General features: G+C 73.1%; 12 protein-coding genes. 4 read left to right on the top strand and 8 right to left on the bottom strand.

Annotation, left to right across the window (positions count from 1 at the left end; translation table 11 throughout):
- Positions 1–21: 21 nt before the first annotated feature.
- Genes I601_RS05760 through I601_RS05750 form a run of 3 tightly spaced genes read right to left on the bottom strand, consistent with a single transcriptional unit; the run spans position 22 to position 3063 of the window.
- Positions 22–789 carry an SDR family NAD(P)-dependent oxidoreductase gene (locus I601_RS05760; RefSeq protein WP_068107313.1) on the bottom strand — a complete coding sequence of 256 codons (768 nt, stop codon included), beginning with the start codon at positions 787–789 and terminating at the stop codon, positions 22–24.
- 10 nt (positions 790–799) lie between these two features.
- Entirely contained in the window at positions 800–2005 is a 1206-nt protein-coding gene (locus I601_RS05755) for an acyl-CoA dehydrogenase family protein (protein WP_068107310.1), read from the bottom strand.
- 44 nt (positions 2006–2049) lie between these two features.
- Positions 2050–3063, bottom strand: a complete 1014-nt coding sequence (locus I601_RS05750; protein WP_068107309.1) for a phosphotransferase family protein — start codon at positions 3061–3063, stop codon at positions 2050–2052.
- A 98-nt stretch (positions 3064–3161) separates the two neighbouring features.
- On the opposite strand from I601_RS05750, the gene I601_RS05745 reads away from it, so the two are divergent.
- The 3 genes from I601_RS05745 (at position 3162) to I601_RS05735 (ending at position 7677) form a co-directional block, all read left to right on the top strand.
- On the top strand, positions 3162–3998 hold the full coding sequence (locus I601_RS05745) for a TetR-type transcription factor C-terminal domain-containing protein (RefSeq protein WP_068114439.1): 837 nt from the start codon (positions 3162–3164) through the stop codon (positions 3996–3998).
- A 70-nt stretch (positions 3999–4068) separates the two neighbouring features.
- Positions 4069–6018: a penicillin-binding transpeptidase domain-containing protein gene (locus I601_RS05740; RefSeq protein ID WP_068107307.1), complete on the top strand. Its 1950-nt coding sequence runs from the start codon at positions 4069–4071 to the stop codon at positions 6016–6018.
- Between the two features lie 180 nt (positions 6019–6198).
- Positions 6199–7677 (top strand): NAD-dependent succinate-semialdehyde dehydrogenase, encoded by a 1479-nt coding sequence (locus tag I601_RS05735; RefSeq protein ID WP_068107305.1) that lies wholly within the window; start codon positions 6199–6201, stop codon positions 7675–7677.
- 120 nt (positions 7678–7797) lie between these two features.
- Here the strand turns inward: I601_RS05735 and I601_RS05730 are convergent, their stop codons facing one another.
- On the bottom strand, positions 7798–9312 hold the full coding sequence (locus tag I601_RS05730; RefSeq protein ID WP_068107303.1) for a flotillin family protein: 1515 nt from the start codon (positions 9310–9312) through the stop codon (positions 7798–7800).
- 54 nt (positions 9313–9366) lie between these two features.
- A complete protein-coding gene (locus I601_RS05725) occupies positions 9367–9882 on the bottom strand; it encodes an NfeD family protein (protein ID WP_068114437.1) in 516 nt (171 codons plus the stop codon).
- Between the two features lie 151 nt (positions 9883–10033).
- Here I601_RS05725 and I601_RS05720 point away from each other — a divergent pair, with 151 nt between their 5' ends.
- Complete coding sequence (locus tag I601_RS05720) at positions 10034–11074, top strand: DUF2332 domain-containing protein (protein ID WP_068107301.1); 1041 nt, start codon at positions 10034–10036, stop codon at positions 11072–11074.
- Here I601_RS05720 and I601_RS05715 read toward each other — a convergent pair.
- Genes I601_RS05715 through I601_RS05705 form a run of 3 tightly spaced genes read right to left on the bottom strand, consistent with a single transcriptional unit; the run spans position 11064 to position 13711 of the window.
- Positions 11064–12032, bottom strand: a complete 969-nt coding sequence (locus I601_RS05715; protein ID WP_068107299.1) for a helix-turn-helix transcriptional regulator — start codon at positions 12030–12032, stop codon at positions 11064–11066. The genes I601_RS05720 and I601_RS05715 overlap by 11 nt on opposite strands.
- Before the next feature lie 39 nt (positions 12033–12071).
- Positions 12072–12698, bottom strand: a complete 627-nt coding sequence (locus I601_RS05710; protein WP_068107297.1) for a maleylpyruvate isomerase N-terminal domain-containing protein — start codon at positions 12696–12698, stop codon at positions 12072–12074.
- The gene (locus tag I601_RS05705) at positions 12695–13711 is read right to left on the bottom strand and encodes a sigma-70 family RNA polymerase sigma factor (RefSeq protein ID WP_068114435.1); all 1017 of its coding nucleotides are present in this window, start codon (positions 13709–13711) and stop codon (positions 12695–12697) included. The genes I601_RS05710 and I601_RS05705 overlap by 4 nt, the downstream gene beginning before the upstream one ends.

Below are 13711 nucleotides of genomic sequence, written 5' to 3'. Positions count from 1 at the left end.
CCGCACCGGGAGCCACCACGATCACACGCTGGAGCTGAGGCCCCCGTCGATGACCAGCGAGGCGCCGGTCATGTAGGACGACGCGGGGCTGGCCAGGAAGAGCAGTGCGGAGTCGAGCTCCTCCTGGTCGCCGTACCTGCCCAGCACGGCGCTCTCCGCCACCATGGCGCGCAGGTTCTCGGCGCCTTCGGAGGCGGTGATCTCGGAGTCGAAGAACCCCGGACACAGGGCGTTCACCCGGATGCCGCGGCGTCTGGACCACTGCTGGGCGAGGTCGCGGGTCAGACCCAGCACGCCTGCCTTGCTCGCGCTGTACCCCGCCTGCGGGAACCGTGATGCGACGCTGGCCAGCACGCTGGCGACGTTGACGATCGCCGACCCCTCGGGCATGTGTGGCGCACAGGCCCGAGACATCCAGTAGGTGCCGTTGAGGTTGATGTCGATGGTGCGCCGGTAGTCGTCCGGGTCCTGTCGCAACGCGCTGCCTGCCAGGCCGATGCCGGCGTTGTTGACGAGCACGTCGATGCGGCCGAGGTCGGCGGCCGCGGCGGCCGCGAGCGCCTCGCAGTCCTCGAGCACCGACACGTCGGTGCGTCGGGTCAGCACGGTGGTGCCCTGCCCCCGCAGCTCTGCGGCCAGGGCCTCGAGCCGGTCCTCGCGGCGAGCCGCGAGGACCACCGTCGCGCCGACGGCGGCCACGGCGCGGGCGAAGCCGACTCCGAGCCCGGAGCTGGCGCCGGTGATGACGACGACCTTGTCGTCGAGACGGAAACGAGCAAGCGGGTCCATGGGGATCTCCTCAGCCGACGTAGGGAGGGGTCTTCTTGAGCTCGACCCGAGCCACGGTGCGGCGGTGCACCGCGTCGGGTCCGTCCACGATGCGCAGCACCCGGGCCCAGGCGTAGAAGTAGGCGAGCACCGTGTCGTCGGAGACGCCCATGCCTCCGAAGACCTCGATGGCCCGGTCGATGACCGCGCAGGCCATGGCGGGAGCCGAGATCTTGATCGCGGAGATCTCGCTGCGGGCGCCCTTGGCGCCGTGCTGGTCGATCAACCACGCGGCGTTGTAGACGTGCAGCCTGGCCTGGTCGATCTCGATCCGGGACTGGGCGATCAGGTCGAGGACGTTGGCCTGCTCGGAGAGCGGCTTGCCGAAGGCGACGCGGCTCGTGGCCCGGTCGACCATCAGGGCCAGGGCTCGCTCAGCCATGCCGATCGCGCGCATGGCGTGGTGGATCCGCCCGGGGCCCAGGCGTGCCTGGGCGATCTTGAACCCGTCACCCTCGCCGGCCAGGAGGCTGCTCGCCGGCACCCGGACGTTGTCGAAGGTGATCTCGCAGTGGCCGTGCTGGTCGGAGTAGCCGAAGATCGGCAGGTTGCGCACGATCGTGACACCGGGGGTGTCCCGGGGGACCAGGATCATCGACTGCTGGCGGTGCGCCTCGGCGGTCTCGTCGGTCTTGCCCATGACGATGAAGACCTTGCAGCGCTCGTCGGCCGCGCCCGTGATCCACCACTTGCAACCGTTGATCACGTAGTCGTCGCCGTCGCGGATGATCTGGGTGGTGATGTTGGTGGCATCGGAGGAGGCCACGTCCGGCTCGGTCATCGCGAACGCTGAACGGATCTCGCCCCGCAGCAGGGGCTCGAGCCACTGCGCACGCTGCTCGGGAGTGGCGAACAGCTCGAGGGTCTCCATGTTGCCGGTGTCAGGGGCCTGGCAGTTGATCGCCTCGGGGGCGATCACCGGTGACCACCCCGAGATCTCGGCCACAGCGGCGTACTCGAGGTTGCTGAGGCCGGAGACCTTGGGCAGGAAGAGGTTCCACAGGCCGCGGCGCTGGGCCTCGGCCTTGAGGTCCTCCATCACCGGTGGGTGCGCGTTCTCGCCGTGCTCGCGGAGGTAGTCGCTCCAGACGGGTTCGGCGGGGAACACGTGGGAGCGCATGAAGTCCCACATCTTCTCGCTGGCCTCGGCGGCCTGGGGGGAGAGGGCGAAGTCCATGGGGATCTCCTTGTAGTCGAGGTCGGGCTGTGGTCGGGCAGGGGTCAGACGAGCTCGAGGCCGGACTGGCCGAGCTGGCGGATCTCGTCGTCGAGGTTGCCGAAGTCCTGGCCACCCATCGCCCCGGCGGCGGCCCGCACCTGCACGCCCTGGGCGATGATCGCGAACTTGTAGTGTGCGAAGGCCTCGTAGAAGGCCATGTCGGAGAGATCGGCGCCCGAGACGTCGGCGTACCGCTGGAGCATCTCGTCGCGGCTGGGGAAGCCGGGCAGGTGGGTGACGCCGGGGATCAGGCTCAGCGACGGCTCGCCCTCGGTGCGCCAGAACAGCATCAGCAGGCCGACGTCGGAGAGCGGGTCGCCCAGGGTGGAGAGCTCCCAGTCCAGGACCGCGTTGATCCGCCCCGGGTCGGCGGCGTCGAGGACGACGTTGTCGAGGCGGAAGTCCCCGTGCACGATCGTGGCCCGCTGCTGCTCGGGAACGGCAGCGGCCAGCCGACGACCCAGCTCGTCGATCTCCTCGACCTCATGGGTCCGGCTGGCCTCCCACTGCCCGGTCCAGCGGCGCACCTGTCGCGCCATGAATCCCGCGGGGCGGCCGTAGTCGCCGAGGCCGACCGCCCCCGGGTCGACCGCGTGCAGCGCGGCCAGGGTGTCGGCGAAGACCAGTCCGATGGTCCGGCGCTGGTCAGGACGGTCGGCGTAGCCTGCAGGCAGGTCGGCGCGGATCACGTGACCGGGGACCTTCTCCATCACGTAGCAGCCGATGCCGATCAGCTCGCCCGCGTCGCTGAGCACCACCCTGGCCACCGGCACGTCGGTCCCGGCGAGTCCCTGCTGGACCCGCGCCTCGCGCGCCATGTCGTGGGCGCTGGGCAGCAGCTCACCGGTGGGGGGACGTCGCAGCACCAGCTCACCGGCATCGCTGCTCAGGATGAAGGTCAGGTTGGACTTGCCGCCGCTGATCAGCTCGGCGCGTGGGTGGGCCCAGCGCGCGTCGCCCGTGGCCGCGACGATGGCGGGGGCGAGGCGGTCGAGCGGGATGAGATCGGAAGTCATGGCACTCCAACGGGCAGGGAACGTGTGCAGACCGAATGATCGTACGGTACATGTTCAGTTCGCGTTGAGCAGCACTTGCATCGGTTAACATGTTCAACGTGACTGAACAGACGGCGCACGGCAGTGCGGTCCGGAGCGCCCGGGAGGCACGAGGGCTCTCACTTCGGCGGGTGGCGCTCCAGCTGGAGGTGAGCCCCGCGACCCTGAGCGGCATCGAGCTCGGTCGTACGCCGCTGTCGCTGGAGAGGCTGCACCGCCTCGCTGAGCTGCTCGACGTGCCGGCTGCTCGACTGCTCGCGGGAGAACCCACGACGGCACAGGTCCCCGCCCTGCCGGGGGACCAGGACCGGGACTGGCGGGACTTCTCCCGGATCGAGATGGGCCCCGTCCTGGAAGCAGCGACCCGCGTGTTCGTCCGCAAGGGCTATCACGCCGCTGGGATGCGGGAGGTGGCAGCGGAGTCCGGGCTCAGCGTGGCCGGGGTCTACCACCACTACGCGAGCAAGCAGCAGCTGCTCTCAGCGGTGCTCGACGTGACCATGAGTGAGATCTCCTGGCGCATCGAGGCTGCCCGGGTCGAGGGCGGCTCTGAGGTCGAGTCGTTCGCGCGCATGGTCGAGGCGCTCGCCCTGTTCCACGCTGTCCGCGGGGACCTGGCCTTCGTGGGCGCCAGCGAGATGCGTTCCTTCGAGGGAGCCGAGCTGAAGCGGATCGCCCGGCTGCGCAACGAGGTCCAGTACGCACTCGACGACCAAGCGGCTCGGTGCCAGTCAGCCGGCGCCTTCGACTGCCCCGACATCCACACCGCCGCCCGGGCTGTCGCGACGATGTGCACCGCCCTGCCCAGCTGGTTCCGGTTGGATGGTCGGCTGAGTGCCGAAGAAGTGGCCCGGCGCTACGCCGGCTACGCGCTTTCCCTGATGAATGCGCGCTGAGTCGCCGCGAGAGCCCCGGCGATCCAGGTCGTCGCACCTCGCGCCACGCGGGGCCTGGTAGAACCGGGCCATGCGTCCTCGGCTCCGCTCGTCCCGCACCGCGTCCCCGACCAGGGGCGCGGTGCTGGCGCTCACGCTGGTGGCCACCACCGCGTTGAGCGCCTGCGACCAGGTGGCTGACCAGGTCTCGGGCCCCGACCCGCGCCCCGCCGCCGAGGCGTACGCCGCCGCCCTCGCGGCGGGCGAGCCGGGCGCGGTGCCGCTCGCCGAGCCCGCCTCCGCGGCCGCCGACGAGGCGCACCAGGAGGTCGTCGCCGGACTCGAGCCCGCCTTCGCGGGCGCCGTCCCGCGGATCGAGGTGCTCGACGTCCGGGAGAACGACGACGACGTGGCCGAGGTCGACCTCGCCTGGACCTGGTCGCTGCCGGTGGGGGAGTGGGCCTACGAGACCAGCACCAGCCTGCGCCTGGTCGACGACGAGTGGCGCGCGGTGTGGCAGCCGGCCGTGGTCGAGCCGAGCCTGGGCGACGGCGAGGTGCTCGACGCCTCCACCCTGGGAGCCGAGCGCGGCGACGTCCGCGGCGCCGGCGGGGCCCGCCTGGTCACCGCTCGACCGGTCATGCGCTTCGGCGTCGACCGCGGGCAGGTGTCGAAGAAGCAGGCACTGCGTGCGGCCGGGCGGCTGGCCGCGCTCGCCGGCCTCGACGCCGCGGCGTACCGGGACCGGGTGGCCGCGTCCGGGGACGAGGCCTTCGTGGAGGCCATCGTCTACCGCCGCGACGACGTGCCGAGCGCGCTGGCGCAGGGCTACCCGGACGTCGCGGGCGTCGTGGCGATCGCCGGCGAGCAGCCGCTGGCCCCGACCCGCGACTTCGCCGCGGCGCTGCTGGGCAGCGTCGGCGAGGTGACCGCGGAGATGATCGAGGCCGACCCCGACACCTACCGGATCGGGGACCAGGCGGGGCTCTCCGGCCTCCAGGCCCGCTACGACGAGGAGCTGCAGGGCACCCCCGGGGTCCTGGTCCGTGCAGTCGAGGACGGGGCGGGCAGCGGCGGTGAGCGCGAGCTGCTTGCGCTCGAGGCGGTGCCGGGCGAGGACCTGCGGCTGACCCTCGACGCCGGCCTCCAGCGCGAGGCCGAGCGGCTGCTGTCCGGGGTCGGGCCCGCCAGTGCGCTGGTCGCCCTGCGGCCCAGCACCGGCGAGGTGCTGGCCGCGGCCAACGGTCCCGGCAGCGGGACCACCAACGTGGCCACCTACGGGCAGGCCGCCCCCGGCAGCACCTCCAAGATCGTCACCAGCCTGGCGCTGCTGCGCGCCGGCCTGACCCCGGACTCGACGGTGCCCTGCACGCCCCGGGTGGTCGTCGACGGCAAGGCGTTCAAGAACTACTCCGACTACCCGGCGGGCGACCTCGGCGACATCACGCTGCGCCGGGCGATCGCGAGCTCGTGCAACACCGCGCTGATCGCGCGCGCCGACAAGATCGACGGCACCGACCTCTACGACGCCGCGGCCACGCTGGGGCTGGGGATCGACCACGACCTGGGCTTCCCGGCGTACTTCGGCAGCGTCCCGCAGCCCGGGAGCGACACCGAGGCCGCCGCCTCGCTGATCGGGCAGGGCAAGGTGCTGGCCTCGCCGATGGCGATGGCGGCGGTGGTCGCGAGCGTCCAGGAGGGGACCACCGTGGTCCCCACGCTGGTGGAGGGGTTCACCGACGACCCGCCCGAGGGCGCAGCCCCGCTGACGAAGGACGAGGCGGCCGACCTGCGCTCCATGCTGCGTGGCGTCGTCACCGACGGCAGCGGACGAGGCCTGGCGGACCTGCCTGGGCCCGACGCCATCGCCAAGACCGGCACCGCGGAGTTCGCCCGCGACGGCAAGATCCTCACCCACGCCTGGATGGTCGCCGCGCAGGGCGACCTCGCGGTGGCCGTCTACGTCGAGGTGGGCGACTCGGGCTCCGGCACGGCGGGCCCGATCCTGGAGTCGTTCCTGCGGACGGCCCAGGGCGGCTGAGCCGGACCCCTGGGCGGGCACCCGCTCCGGAACAGATGAACCCCCCGCCGCATGGGGTCGGCGAGGGGTTCACAGTCGTCTTCTGAGTGCTCCCTCCGAAGTCGACACCACGATTATGCCACGCATCGCCCAGCGGGGTGAAGCATTGGGAACAAGGTCACGGAGTGCGAGGATCGCCCCATGACCGGTCCTGACCACACCTCCGCCCTCGGAGCGCTGCTCCCCGACGAGCACCGCCGACTCCTCGTGGGAGGTCGCTGGCGCGACGCCGAGGGCGGCGCCACCTTCGACGTGCACGACCCCGCCGACGGCTCCGTGCTGACCCAGGTCGCTGACGCGTCGGTGGGCGACGCGGTCGAGGCGCTCGACGCGGCCGTGGCCGCGCAGGCCTCGTGGGCCGCGACCGCACCGCGCGAGCGGGGCGAGGTGCTGCGCCGCGCCTTCGAGATGATCGGCCGGCGCGCCGACGACCTGGCCCGGCTGATGAGCCTGGAGATGGGCAAGACGCTCCAGGAGGCCCGCGGCGAGGTCGCCTACGGCAACGAGTTCTTCCGCTGGTACGCCGAGGAGGCCGTGCGGATCCACGGTCGGTGGATGCAGGCGCCGGCGGGCGGCAGCCGACTGCTGACGATCAAGAAGCCGGTGGGTCCGTGCTTCTTCGTCACCCCCTGGAACTTCCCACTCGCGATGGGCACCCGCAAGATCGGCCCCGCGGTCGCCGCGGGCTGCACGATGGTGGTCAAGCCGGCCGCGCAGACGCCGCTGACGATGCTGGCGCTGGCCGCCATCCTGGCCGAGGCCGGGCTGCCCGACGGGGTGCTCAACGTGCTGCCCTCGACCCGGGCCAAGGACATCAGCAAGCAGCTCCAGGCCGACGACCGGCTGCGCAAGGTCTCCTTCACCGGCTCCACCGCGGTCGGGCGCACCCTGGTGCGCCAGTCGGCCGACCAGCTGCAGCGCCTGAGCATGGAGCTGGGGGGCAACGCCCCGTTCCTGGTCTTCGAGGACGCCGACGTCGACGCCGCGGTCGACGGGGCGATGCTGGCCAAGATGCGCAACATGGGCGAGGCCTGCACCGCGGCCAACCGCTTCCTGGTCCACGAGGACGTCGCGGCGTCGTTCGCGGAGAAGCTCGCCGCCCGGATGGGTGCGCTGAGGCTGGGCCGCGGCCAGGACGACGGCGTCGACGTCGGCCCGCTGATCGACGAGGCCGCGGTCGACTCGGTCTCGCGCCTGGTCGCCGATGCGGTTGAGGACGGCGCCCGCGTCGTCGTCGGCGGCGAGCGCCCCGAGGGGCAGGGCTGGTTCTACCCGCCCACCGTCCTGGTCGACGTACCTGCCGGGTCCGCGATCAACGCCGAGGAGGTCTTCGGCCCGGTCGCGCCCATCACGACCTTCCGCACCGAGGAGGAGGCCGTCGCCCGCGCCAACGACACCGAGTACGGCCTGGCCTCCTACGTCTACACCCGCGACCTGGCCCGCACGATCCGGGTGGCCGAGGCCCTGGAGTTCGGCATGGTCGGCATCAACGCCGGCCTCATCTCCAACCCCGCCGCGCCCTTCGGCGGCATGAAGGCCTCCGGATTCGGCCGCGAGGGCGGCTTCGAGGGCATCGAGGAGTACCTCGAGACCACCTACGTGGCCCTGCCCGGCAGCTGACCCGGCCCAAATATCTCGCCGACCCGGCCCAGATAGCCCACTGAGCCGGCGCAGATCTCCCTGGGTGGGGTAGATCCGCGCCGACTCAGTGAGACATCTGCGCCGACTCGGGGCGGCGGGTTACTCCGGGGTGGTCGCGTCGACCTCGAGGCCGGTGCCGGCAGCGGCGTTGGCCACCGACTTCTTGATCAGCGCCTCGAGGTCGAGGCCGGTCGTGGTCTTGAGCATGCTCAAGGTCTGGGTGACGTTGTCGACGACCTGCTTGGGCATCGCGCCGGCCCCGTCGGAGGAGATGACGGTCAGCTGGTCGATGGCACTGATCGGAGCGGCGACCTCCCGCGCGATCTGCGGCAGCACCTCGATGAGCATCTGCAGCACGGCGGCGTCGTTGTAGTGCGCGAAGGCCTCGGCGCGCTTGTCCATCGCCTCCGCCTCGGCGCGCCCGATCGCCAGGACGGCGGCCGCCTGGGCCTCACCCTCGGCGCGGGTCGCCTCGGCCTCGGCCACACGACGGTCGCGCTCGGCGGCACCGCGACGCTCACCCTCGATGGCCTCGGCCTCGGCGAGGGCCGCACGACGGGACTTCTCGGCCTCACCCGACAGCCGCGCCTCCTGGGCCTGGCCCTCAGCGGCGGCGATGGTGGCGGCCTTGCGAGCCTCGGCGGCGGCGATCTCGGCGCTGCGCTTCGCCTCGGCCTCCTGCTCCACCTTGTAGCGCTCGGCGTCGGCGGGCTTGCGGACCTCGGTCTCGAGCTGACGCTCGGTCAGCGCGGCCTGGCGCACCGCGACCTTCTCCTGCTCGGTGAAGATCGACTGGTCGCGCTCGGCCTGGGCCAACGGACCGGCGGCCGCGGCCTGGGCGGAGGCGGCGTCGGTCTCGGCCTTGATCTCGGACTGCTTGAGGGCCAGCACCCGCTGGGAGATGGCGATCTCCTGCTCGGCGGCGATCTGGGCCTGCTCGGCGGCCTGGCGGGCGTTCGCCTCCGCGATGCGCGCCTCCTGGGCGACGCGGGCGGCCTCCGGCCGACCGAGGTCGGCCAGGTAGCTGCCGTCGTCGGTGACGTCCTGGATCTGGAACGTGTCGAGGATCAGGCCCTGGCCGGTCAGCGAGTTCTCGGACTCGTCGGCCACGCGCTGGGCGAAGGCGGCACGGTCTCGGATGATCTGCTCGACGGTGAGCCCTCCGACGATCGAGCGCAGCGCTCCGGCGAGCACCTCCTGGGTGTAGGGCTCGACGTCCTGCTGCTGGGAGAGGAACCGCTGGGCGGCCAGGCGGATCTGGTCGGCGTTGCCGCCGACCTTGACGATGGCGACGCCCTCAACGTTGAGCTTGATGCCCTGCCCGGAGACGGCGCCCCGGATCTGCACCGAGATGCGCCGCGACGACAGGTCCAGCGTGCCCAGCTTCTGCACGAACGGGATGACGAAGGTGCCGCCACCGAGGATGACCTTCTGGCCCGACAGGTCGGTGGTCAGCTCGCCGGTCTCGGGGTTGACGACGGCCTTGCCCTTGCGGCCGGTGACGATGAACGCCTCGTTGGGCCCGGCGACCTTGTAGCGGCTGGTCACCAGCAGGACCAGCAGGACGAAGAGGACGACGAACCCCGCGATGGGGATCAATACGGACGGATTCACTCAAGGGCTCCTTGGAGGGGCGGGGTCAGGACAGGTGGAGCGTGGATCGGGGCCTCAGCCGAGCTCGCGCCAGGTCGGCGCGACGGTCACGGCGGTGGGGGAGATGGCGCCGGTGACGTGCACCCGGGTGCCGGGCTCGACGGGGATCGGGTGGTCGGTGTCCAGGCGCGCGTTGAGGCGCATCGCGTGGCCGCCGACGAGGACCTTGACGGTGCCGTAGCCGTCGGCGGGGATCGCGGTCACCACGACCCCCTCACGGCCCAGGGTGTCGTCGGTGCGCGGGGTGGAGCCGGAGGTGTCCGAGCGCAGCAGCCGGGTCAGCCAGGCCGCGAACCAGCCGAACCCGACGCCCGCGACGGCGCCGGCGGGCAACGAGACCGGCACCGGGGCGCCGAGCCCCTCGGCCAGCGCGCCGCCGAAGCCGAGCGCGGCCAGGAACGCGCCGATCACGGCGCTGGAGAACGTGTCGCCGGCCAGCGCGTCGAGGGCACCGTCGAGCAGGTCGCCCACGACGAGCGAGACCAGGAGGACCAGGAGACCGAGCACGGCGATGATCAGGTACGTCGTCACGTGCCCACCCTCCCGCAGCCGGTGCCGGTGACGCATTCCTCGCGGCCCGACCCGCTCATCATCCCCCTTTACCGGGCAGCCACACCCGGATAGCGAGACATGTGCGCCGGGTCGACGCGACATCTGGGCCGGGTCGGTGTTGGTTGGGGGGATGCTGCTCGAGGGTGACGTGGTCGCGGTTTACGAGGACTTCGCGAGGTACACCGAGGACTCCCCGTGCTTCGGGGAGTGGGCGCGCGGTGTCGTCGGCGACCCTGAGGTGCAGGCCTGGCTGGAGACCCTGCCGGAGCCGAAGCGCCAGCCGAACCTGGTCTTCGCCGCGGTCCGGTGGCACGGCCTCACGGCCCCGGCGCCGTACGCCGCCCTGCGCGCGGCGCTGCTGGGGGACGACGGGACGATCCGGGCCACGGTGCTCAGCCGGGCCACCCAGACCAACGAGGCCGCGCGGATGGCGACCCTGCTGCCGGCGCTGGCCGGACTCGCGGCGCTGGGTCCGGAGCCGGTGGCGCTGGTGGAGATCGGCGCCAGCGCGGGCCTGTGCCTCTACCCGGACCGGTGGGGCTACCGCTACCGGGTCGCGGACCGGCCGGGGTCCCACGAGGTCGGGACGCAGCCCGGTCGGCCGGTGCTGGAGTGCCGCGTCGACGGCCACGACGGTGCATCGGTCCCCCTGCCCACCGGGCTCCCGACGGTGGCCTGGCGGGGCGGGGTGGACCTGAACCCGCTCGACGTGACCGACACCGACGCCATGGCCTGGCTCGAGACGCTGGTCTGGCCCGAGCACGAGGACCGGCGCGGGGTGCTGCGTGCTGCGATCGACGTGGCCCGGCGTGAGCCGCCGGACCTGGTCAGCGGTGACCTGGTGGAGGCCCTGCCCGCCCTCGTCGAGCGGGCGGCGGCGCACGGGCGGGTCGTGGTGCAGCACAGCGCGGTGCTCAGCTACCTGCCCGCGCCGGCCCGCGTCGAGGCGTCCCGGCTGCTGCACGACCTGGTCGACGCCGGCGCCTGCCACTGGATCAGCAACGAGGGACCCGACGTGCTGCCGGAGGTCACCCGCACCGGCCCGCCCCCGCCCTCCGGGTCGTTCGTGCTGGGGGTCGACGGTCGCTCGGTGGGGTGGACGCACGGGCACGGACGCACCCTGACCTGGACGGCCGGGTCCACGGGACCGGGGGGTCGACTCAGCCGGTGAGGAGGCCGGGCAGCTCGCGGCGCGAGCGCACGCCGACCTTGCGGTAGACCCGCGACAGGTGCCACTCGACTGCCTTCACGGTCACCACGAGCGCCGTGGCGATCTCGCGGTTGCTCAGGCCCTGCGCCGCGAGCACCGTCACCCGGCGCTCGGCCACGGTCAGCCCGGCCAACGCCTCGGCGGCCCCGGACGGTGCCGCCCCGACCAGGTCCAGCAGGCGTCGGGCGCGCTGCTGGAGCGGCCACAGGCCCTCGGCGGCGGCGTACGTCGACGCCCCGCGCAGCAGTGCCAGCACCCGGGGCGAGGGACCCTCGCCGGCGAGGACGAGCAGGCCGGCGAGGTCAGTGTCGACCTGGGCCGCCAGACGGGCGGCCTCGACGTCGGCGAGCACCTCGCGGGCCTCCTCGAGCAGGTGGAGGCCCTCCCCGGCGCGGGTGACCGTGGCGACGGTGCGCAACCCCACGGCGATCCCGTACGCCGAGCCCGCCGCCCGGGCCAGGCGCAGGTGCGCGCGGGCCTGCTGGTCGGCCTCGTGCCCTCGGCGGGCGCGGACCAGGGCCACGGCCTGGTGGGCCCGCCACGGCAGCTGCTCGGGATCGGCGTCGGGCGCCAGGCTGCCGACGCGCGCCTGGTGCTCCACGGCGGCCTCGAGGTGGCCGGCGGCGGCGGCGAGGTCGCCCAGGGCGTGGTGGGCCACGGCTCCGGTGGCCCGTCCGTCGGGCCCGGGTCGCCCGAGGAGCCGGGTGAGCGGGCCCACCAGCGCGGCGGCGGCGGCCAGGTCGCCGCGCCCGACCAGCACGTCGGCCCTGGCGGCCAGCAGGCCGGCCCGCTCGGTCCCGGGGAGGGGGACGACGTCCAGCGCGTCGAGGAGGGTGGTGGCCTCGTCGACGCGACCGGCGCGCAGCACCTGCAGGGCGTGAGCGATCGGGGACGGGCCCCCCGACCCGGCGTGTGCCATGGCCGGAAGCGTAGCCAAGGTAAAGAGGTCGAAGTCGACTTATCCCAGTGGACCCGGACGCGCGGTCCAGCCGGGGTCGCGGCCGAGCATCGCGAGCAGCAGGTCCCGGGAGCCGGCTCCGGCGGCTGCCACGACGGGCGCTGCGAAGTGGTGTGCCTCCCGCCCCGCGCCGACGGTGCAGCGGGCCACCGGGACCAGTGCTGCGGCAAGCGGTTCGTCCAGCAGGTCGTGGCGGTGGCCCAGGGAGCGGTTCACGTCCCAGCCGTGGGCGGCGATCTCGAGCGCGGCCGTGCTGACCAGCAGGTCGGCCGGCAGCGCTGCCGGGGACGGTCGGCCGACACGCGCGTCGAGCGCCACCTCGTCCAGTCCCTGCTCGGCCGCCGCGCTCCAGGCGCCGAGCAGGGTGCAGGCCCTGGCCCGCAACGAGGCCGCGGGGTCCGCGTCGTCGTCGCCCACCGCGGCCGACGACAGGCCGAGGAGTCCCCGACTGGCCTCGAGGTAGCAGCCCAGGGAGTCGTCCATGTGCCGGAGCAGCGCGCCCAGGTCCCACGCGGCGCACGGGGTGGGTCGCGCCAGGTCGGCCGGACGGACCCGGCCCAGGGCCTCGCGGGTGCCGATCAGCGAGCGCTCCAGCAGCCCGACCGCCCGGTCGAGCCGCGTGCTCACGCCGGTGCGCCCTCGCGGACGTGGTCGGCGGGCAGGCTCGTCGGCAGCCCGAAGGTCGCGAAGAGCCGGGGGTCGAAGAAGGCGTCGACCTGGCGAATCCGGGGATCCTCCGGGGTGCCGGAGAGCTCGAGGACGTGCAGCTGGAAGGGCGTGTAGTCGCCGTCGGGACCGCGCATGTACATCCCGAACGCGGGCTGGCCGTTCGCCGACGTCGCGATCATCGGCATCTCGCGCGCGCCGCCGGGGCACTCGTGGCTGATCAGCCAGGCGATGTTGGCGCGCCCGCGGAACCAGCTGGTGAACGGCGGCATCTCCCACACGGCCTCTGCGGTGAGCATCGAGACGATCTGGTCGACGTCCTTGCGCCAGAACGCGTCGACGTAGCGCTCGAGCAGGTGCTGCTGCTCGCGGGAGAGGTCCTCCTGCACGGTGTCCTCGGTGAGCGCGCGGGCGCTCATCTGCGCGTGGGCGCGCTGCAGGGCGGAGTTCACGGCGGCCACCGAGGTGTCGAGCGCCTCGGCGACCTCTGCGGCGCGCCAGCGCAGCACGTCGCGCAGGATCAGCACCGCGCGCTGCTTGGCCGGCAGGTGCTGCAGGGCCGCTACGAAGGCCAGGCGGATGGAGTCGCGCTCGGCCACGACGACCGCTGCGTCGGGCACCGGCTCGAGCCAGGCGATCTCGTGGTCCTGCTCGAGGGCGTCGCCCGCCGGTTGGTCGGCGGTGCCGAGCCCGTTGGGCAGCGGTCGGCGGGGCCGGCCCTCCAGGTTCGTCAGGCAGACGTTGGTGGCGATGCGGTAGAGCCAGGTGCGCACCGAGGAGCGGCCCTGGAAGTCGGCCGAGGCCTTCCAGGCGCGCAGGAAGGTCTCCTGCACCAGGTCCTCGGCGTCGTGCACCGATCCGCTCATGCGGTAGCAGTGCGCCAACAGCTCGCGCGAGTAGCGCTCGGTGAGGGCCGGGAAGTCGCCCAGCTCCTCGCGCGCCACGTCCGGCTGACGGGTCGTGGGTCCGGTCAT

It is taken from the genome of Nocardioides dokdonensis FR1436 (assembly GCF_001653335.1).
Taxonomy (GTDB): domain Bacteria; phylum Actinomycetota; class Actinomycetes; order Propionibacteriales; family Nocardioidaceae; genus Nocardioides; species Nocardioides dokdonensis.
This window is presented reverse-complemented; position numbering and strand designations above follow the sequence as displayed.

Bases quoted from the DNA above. Each gene is read 5' to 3' on its own strand.
- I601_RS05760 (WP_068107313.1), bottom strand. From the start codon at position 789: ATGGACCCGCTTGCTCGTTTCCGTCTCGACGACAAGGTCGTCGTCATC.
- I601_RS05715 (WP_068107299.1), bottom strand. From the start codon at position 12,032: ATGGCACACGCCGGGTCGGGGGGCCCGTCCCCGATCGCTCACGCCCTG.
- I601_RS05750 (WP_068107309.1), bottom strand. From the start codon at position 3,063: ATGACTTCCGATCTCATCCCGCTCGACCGCCTCGCCCCCGCCATCGTC.
- I601_RS05735 (WP_068107305.1), top strand. From the start codon at position 6,199: ATGACCGGTCCTGACCACACCTCCGCCCTCGGAGCGCTGCTCCCCGAC.
- I601_RS05720 (WP_068107301.1), top strand. From the start codon at position 10,034: ATGCTGCTCGAGGGTGACGTGGTCGCGGTTTACGAGGACTTCGCGAGG.
- I601_RS05705 (WP_068114435.1), bottom strand. From the start codon at position 13,711: ATGACCGGACCCACGACCCGTCAGCCGGACGTGGCGCGCGAGGAGCTG.
- I601_RS05755 (WP_068107310.1), bottom strand. From the start codon at position 2,005: ATGGACTTCGCCCTCTCCCCCCAGGCCGCCGAGGCCAGCGAGAAGATG.
- I601_RS05740 (WP_068107307.1), top strand. From the start codon at position 4,069: ATGCGTCCTCGGCTCCGCTCGTCCCGCACCGCGTCCCCGACCAGGGGC.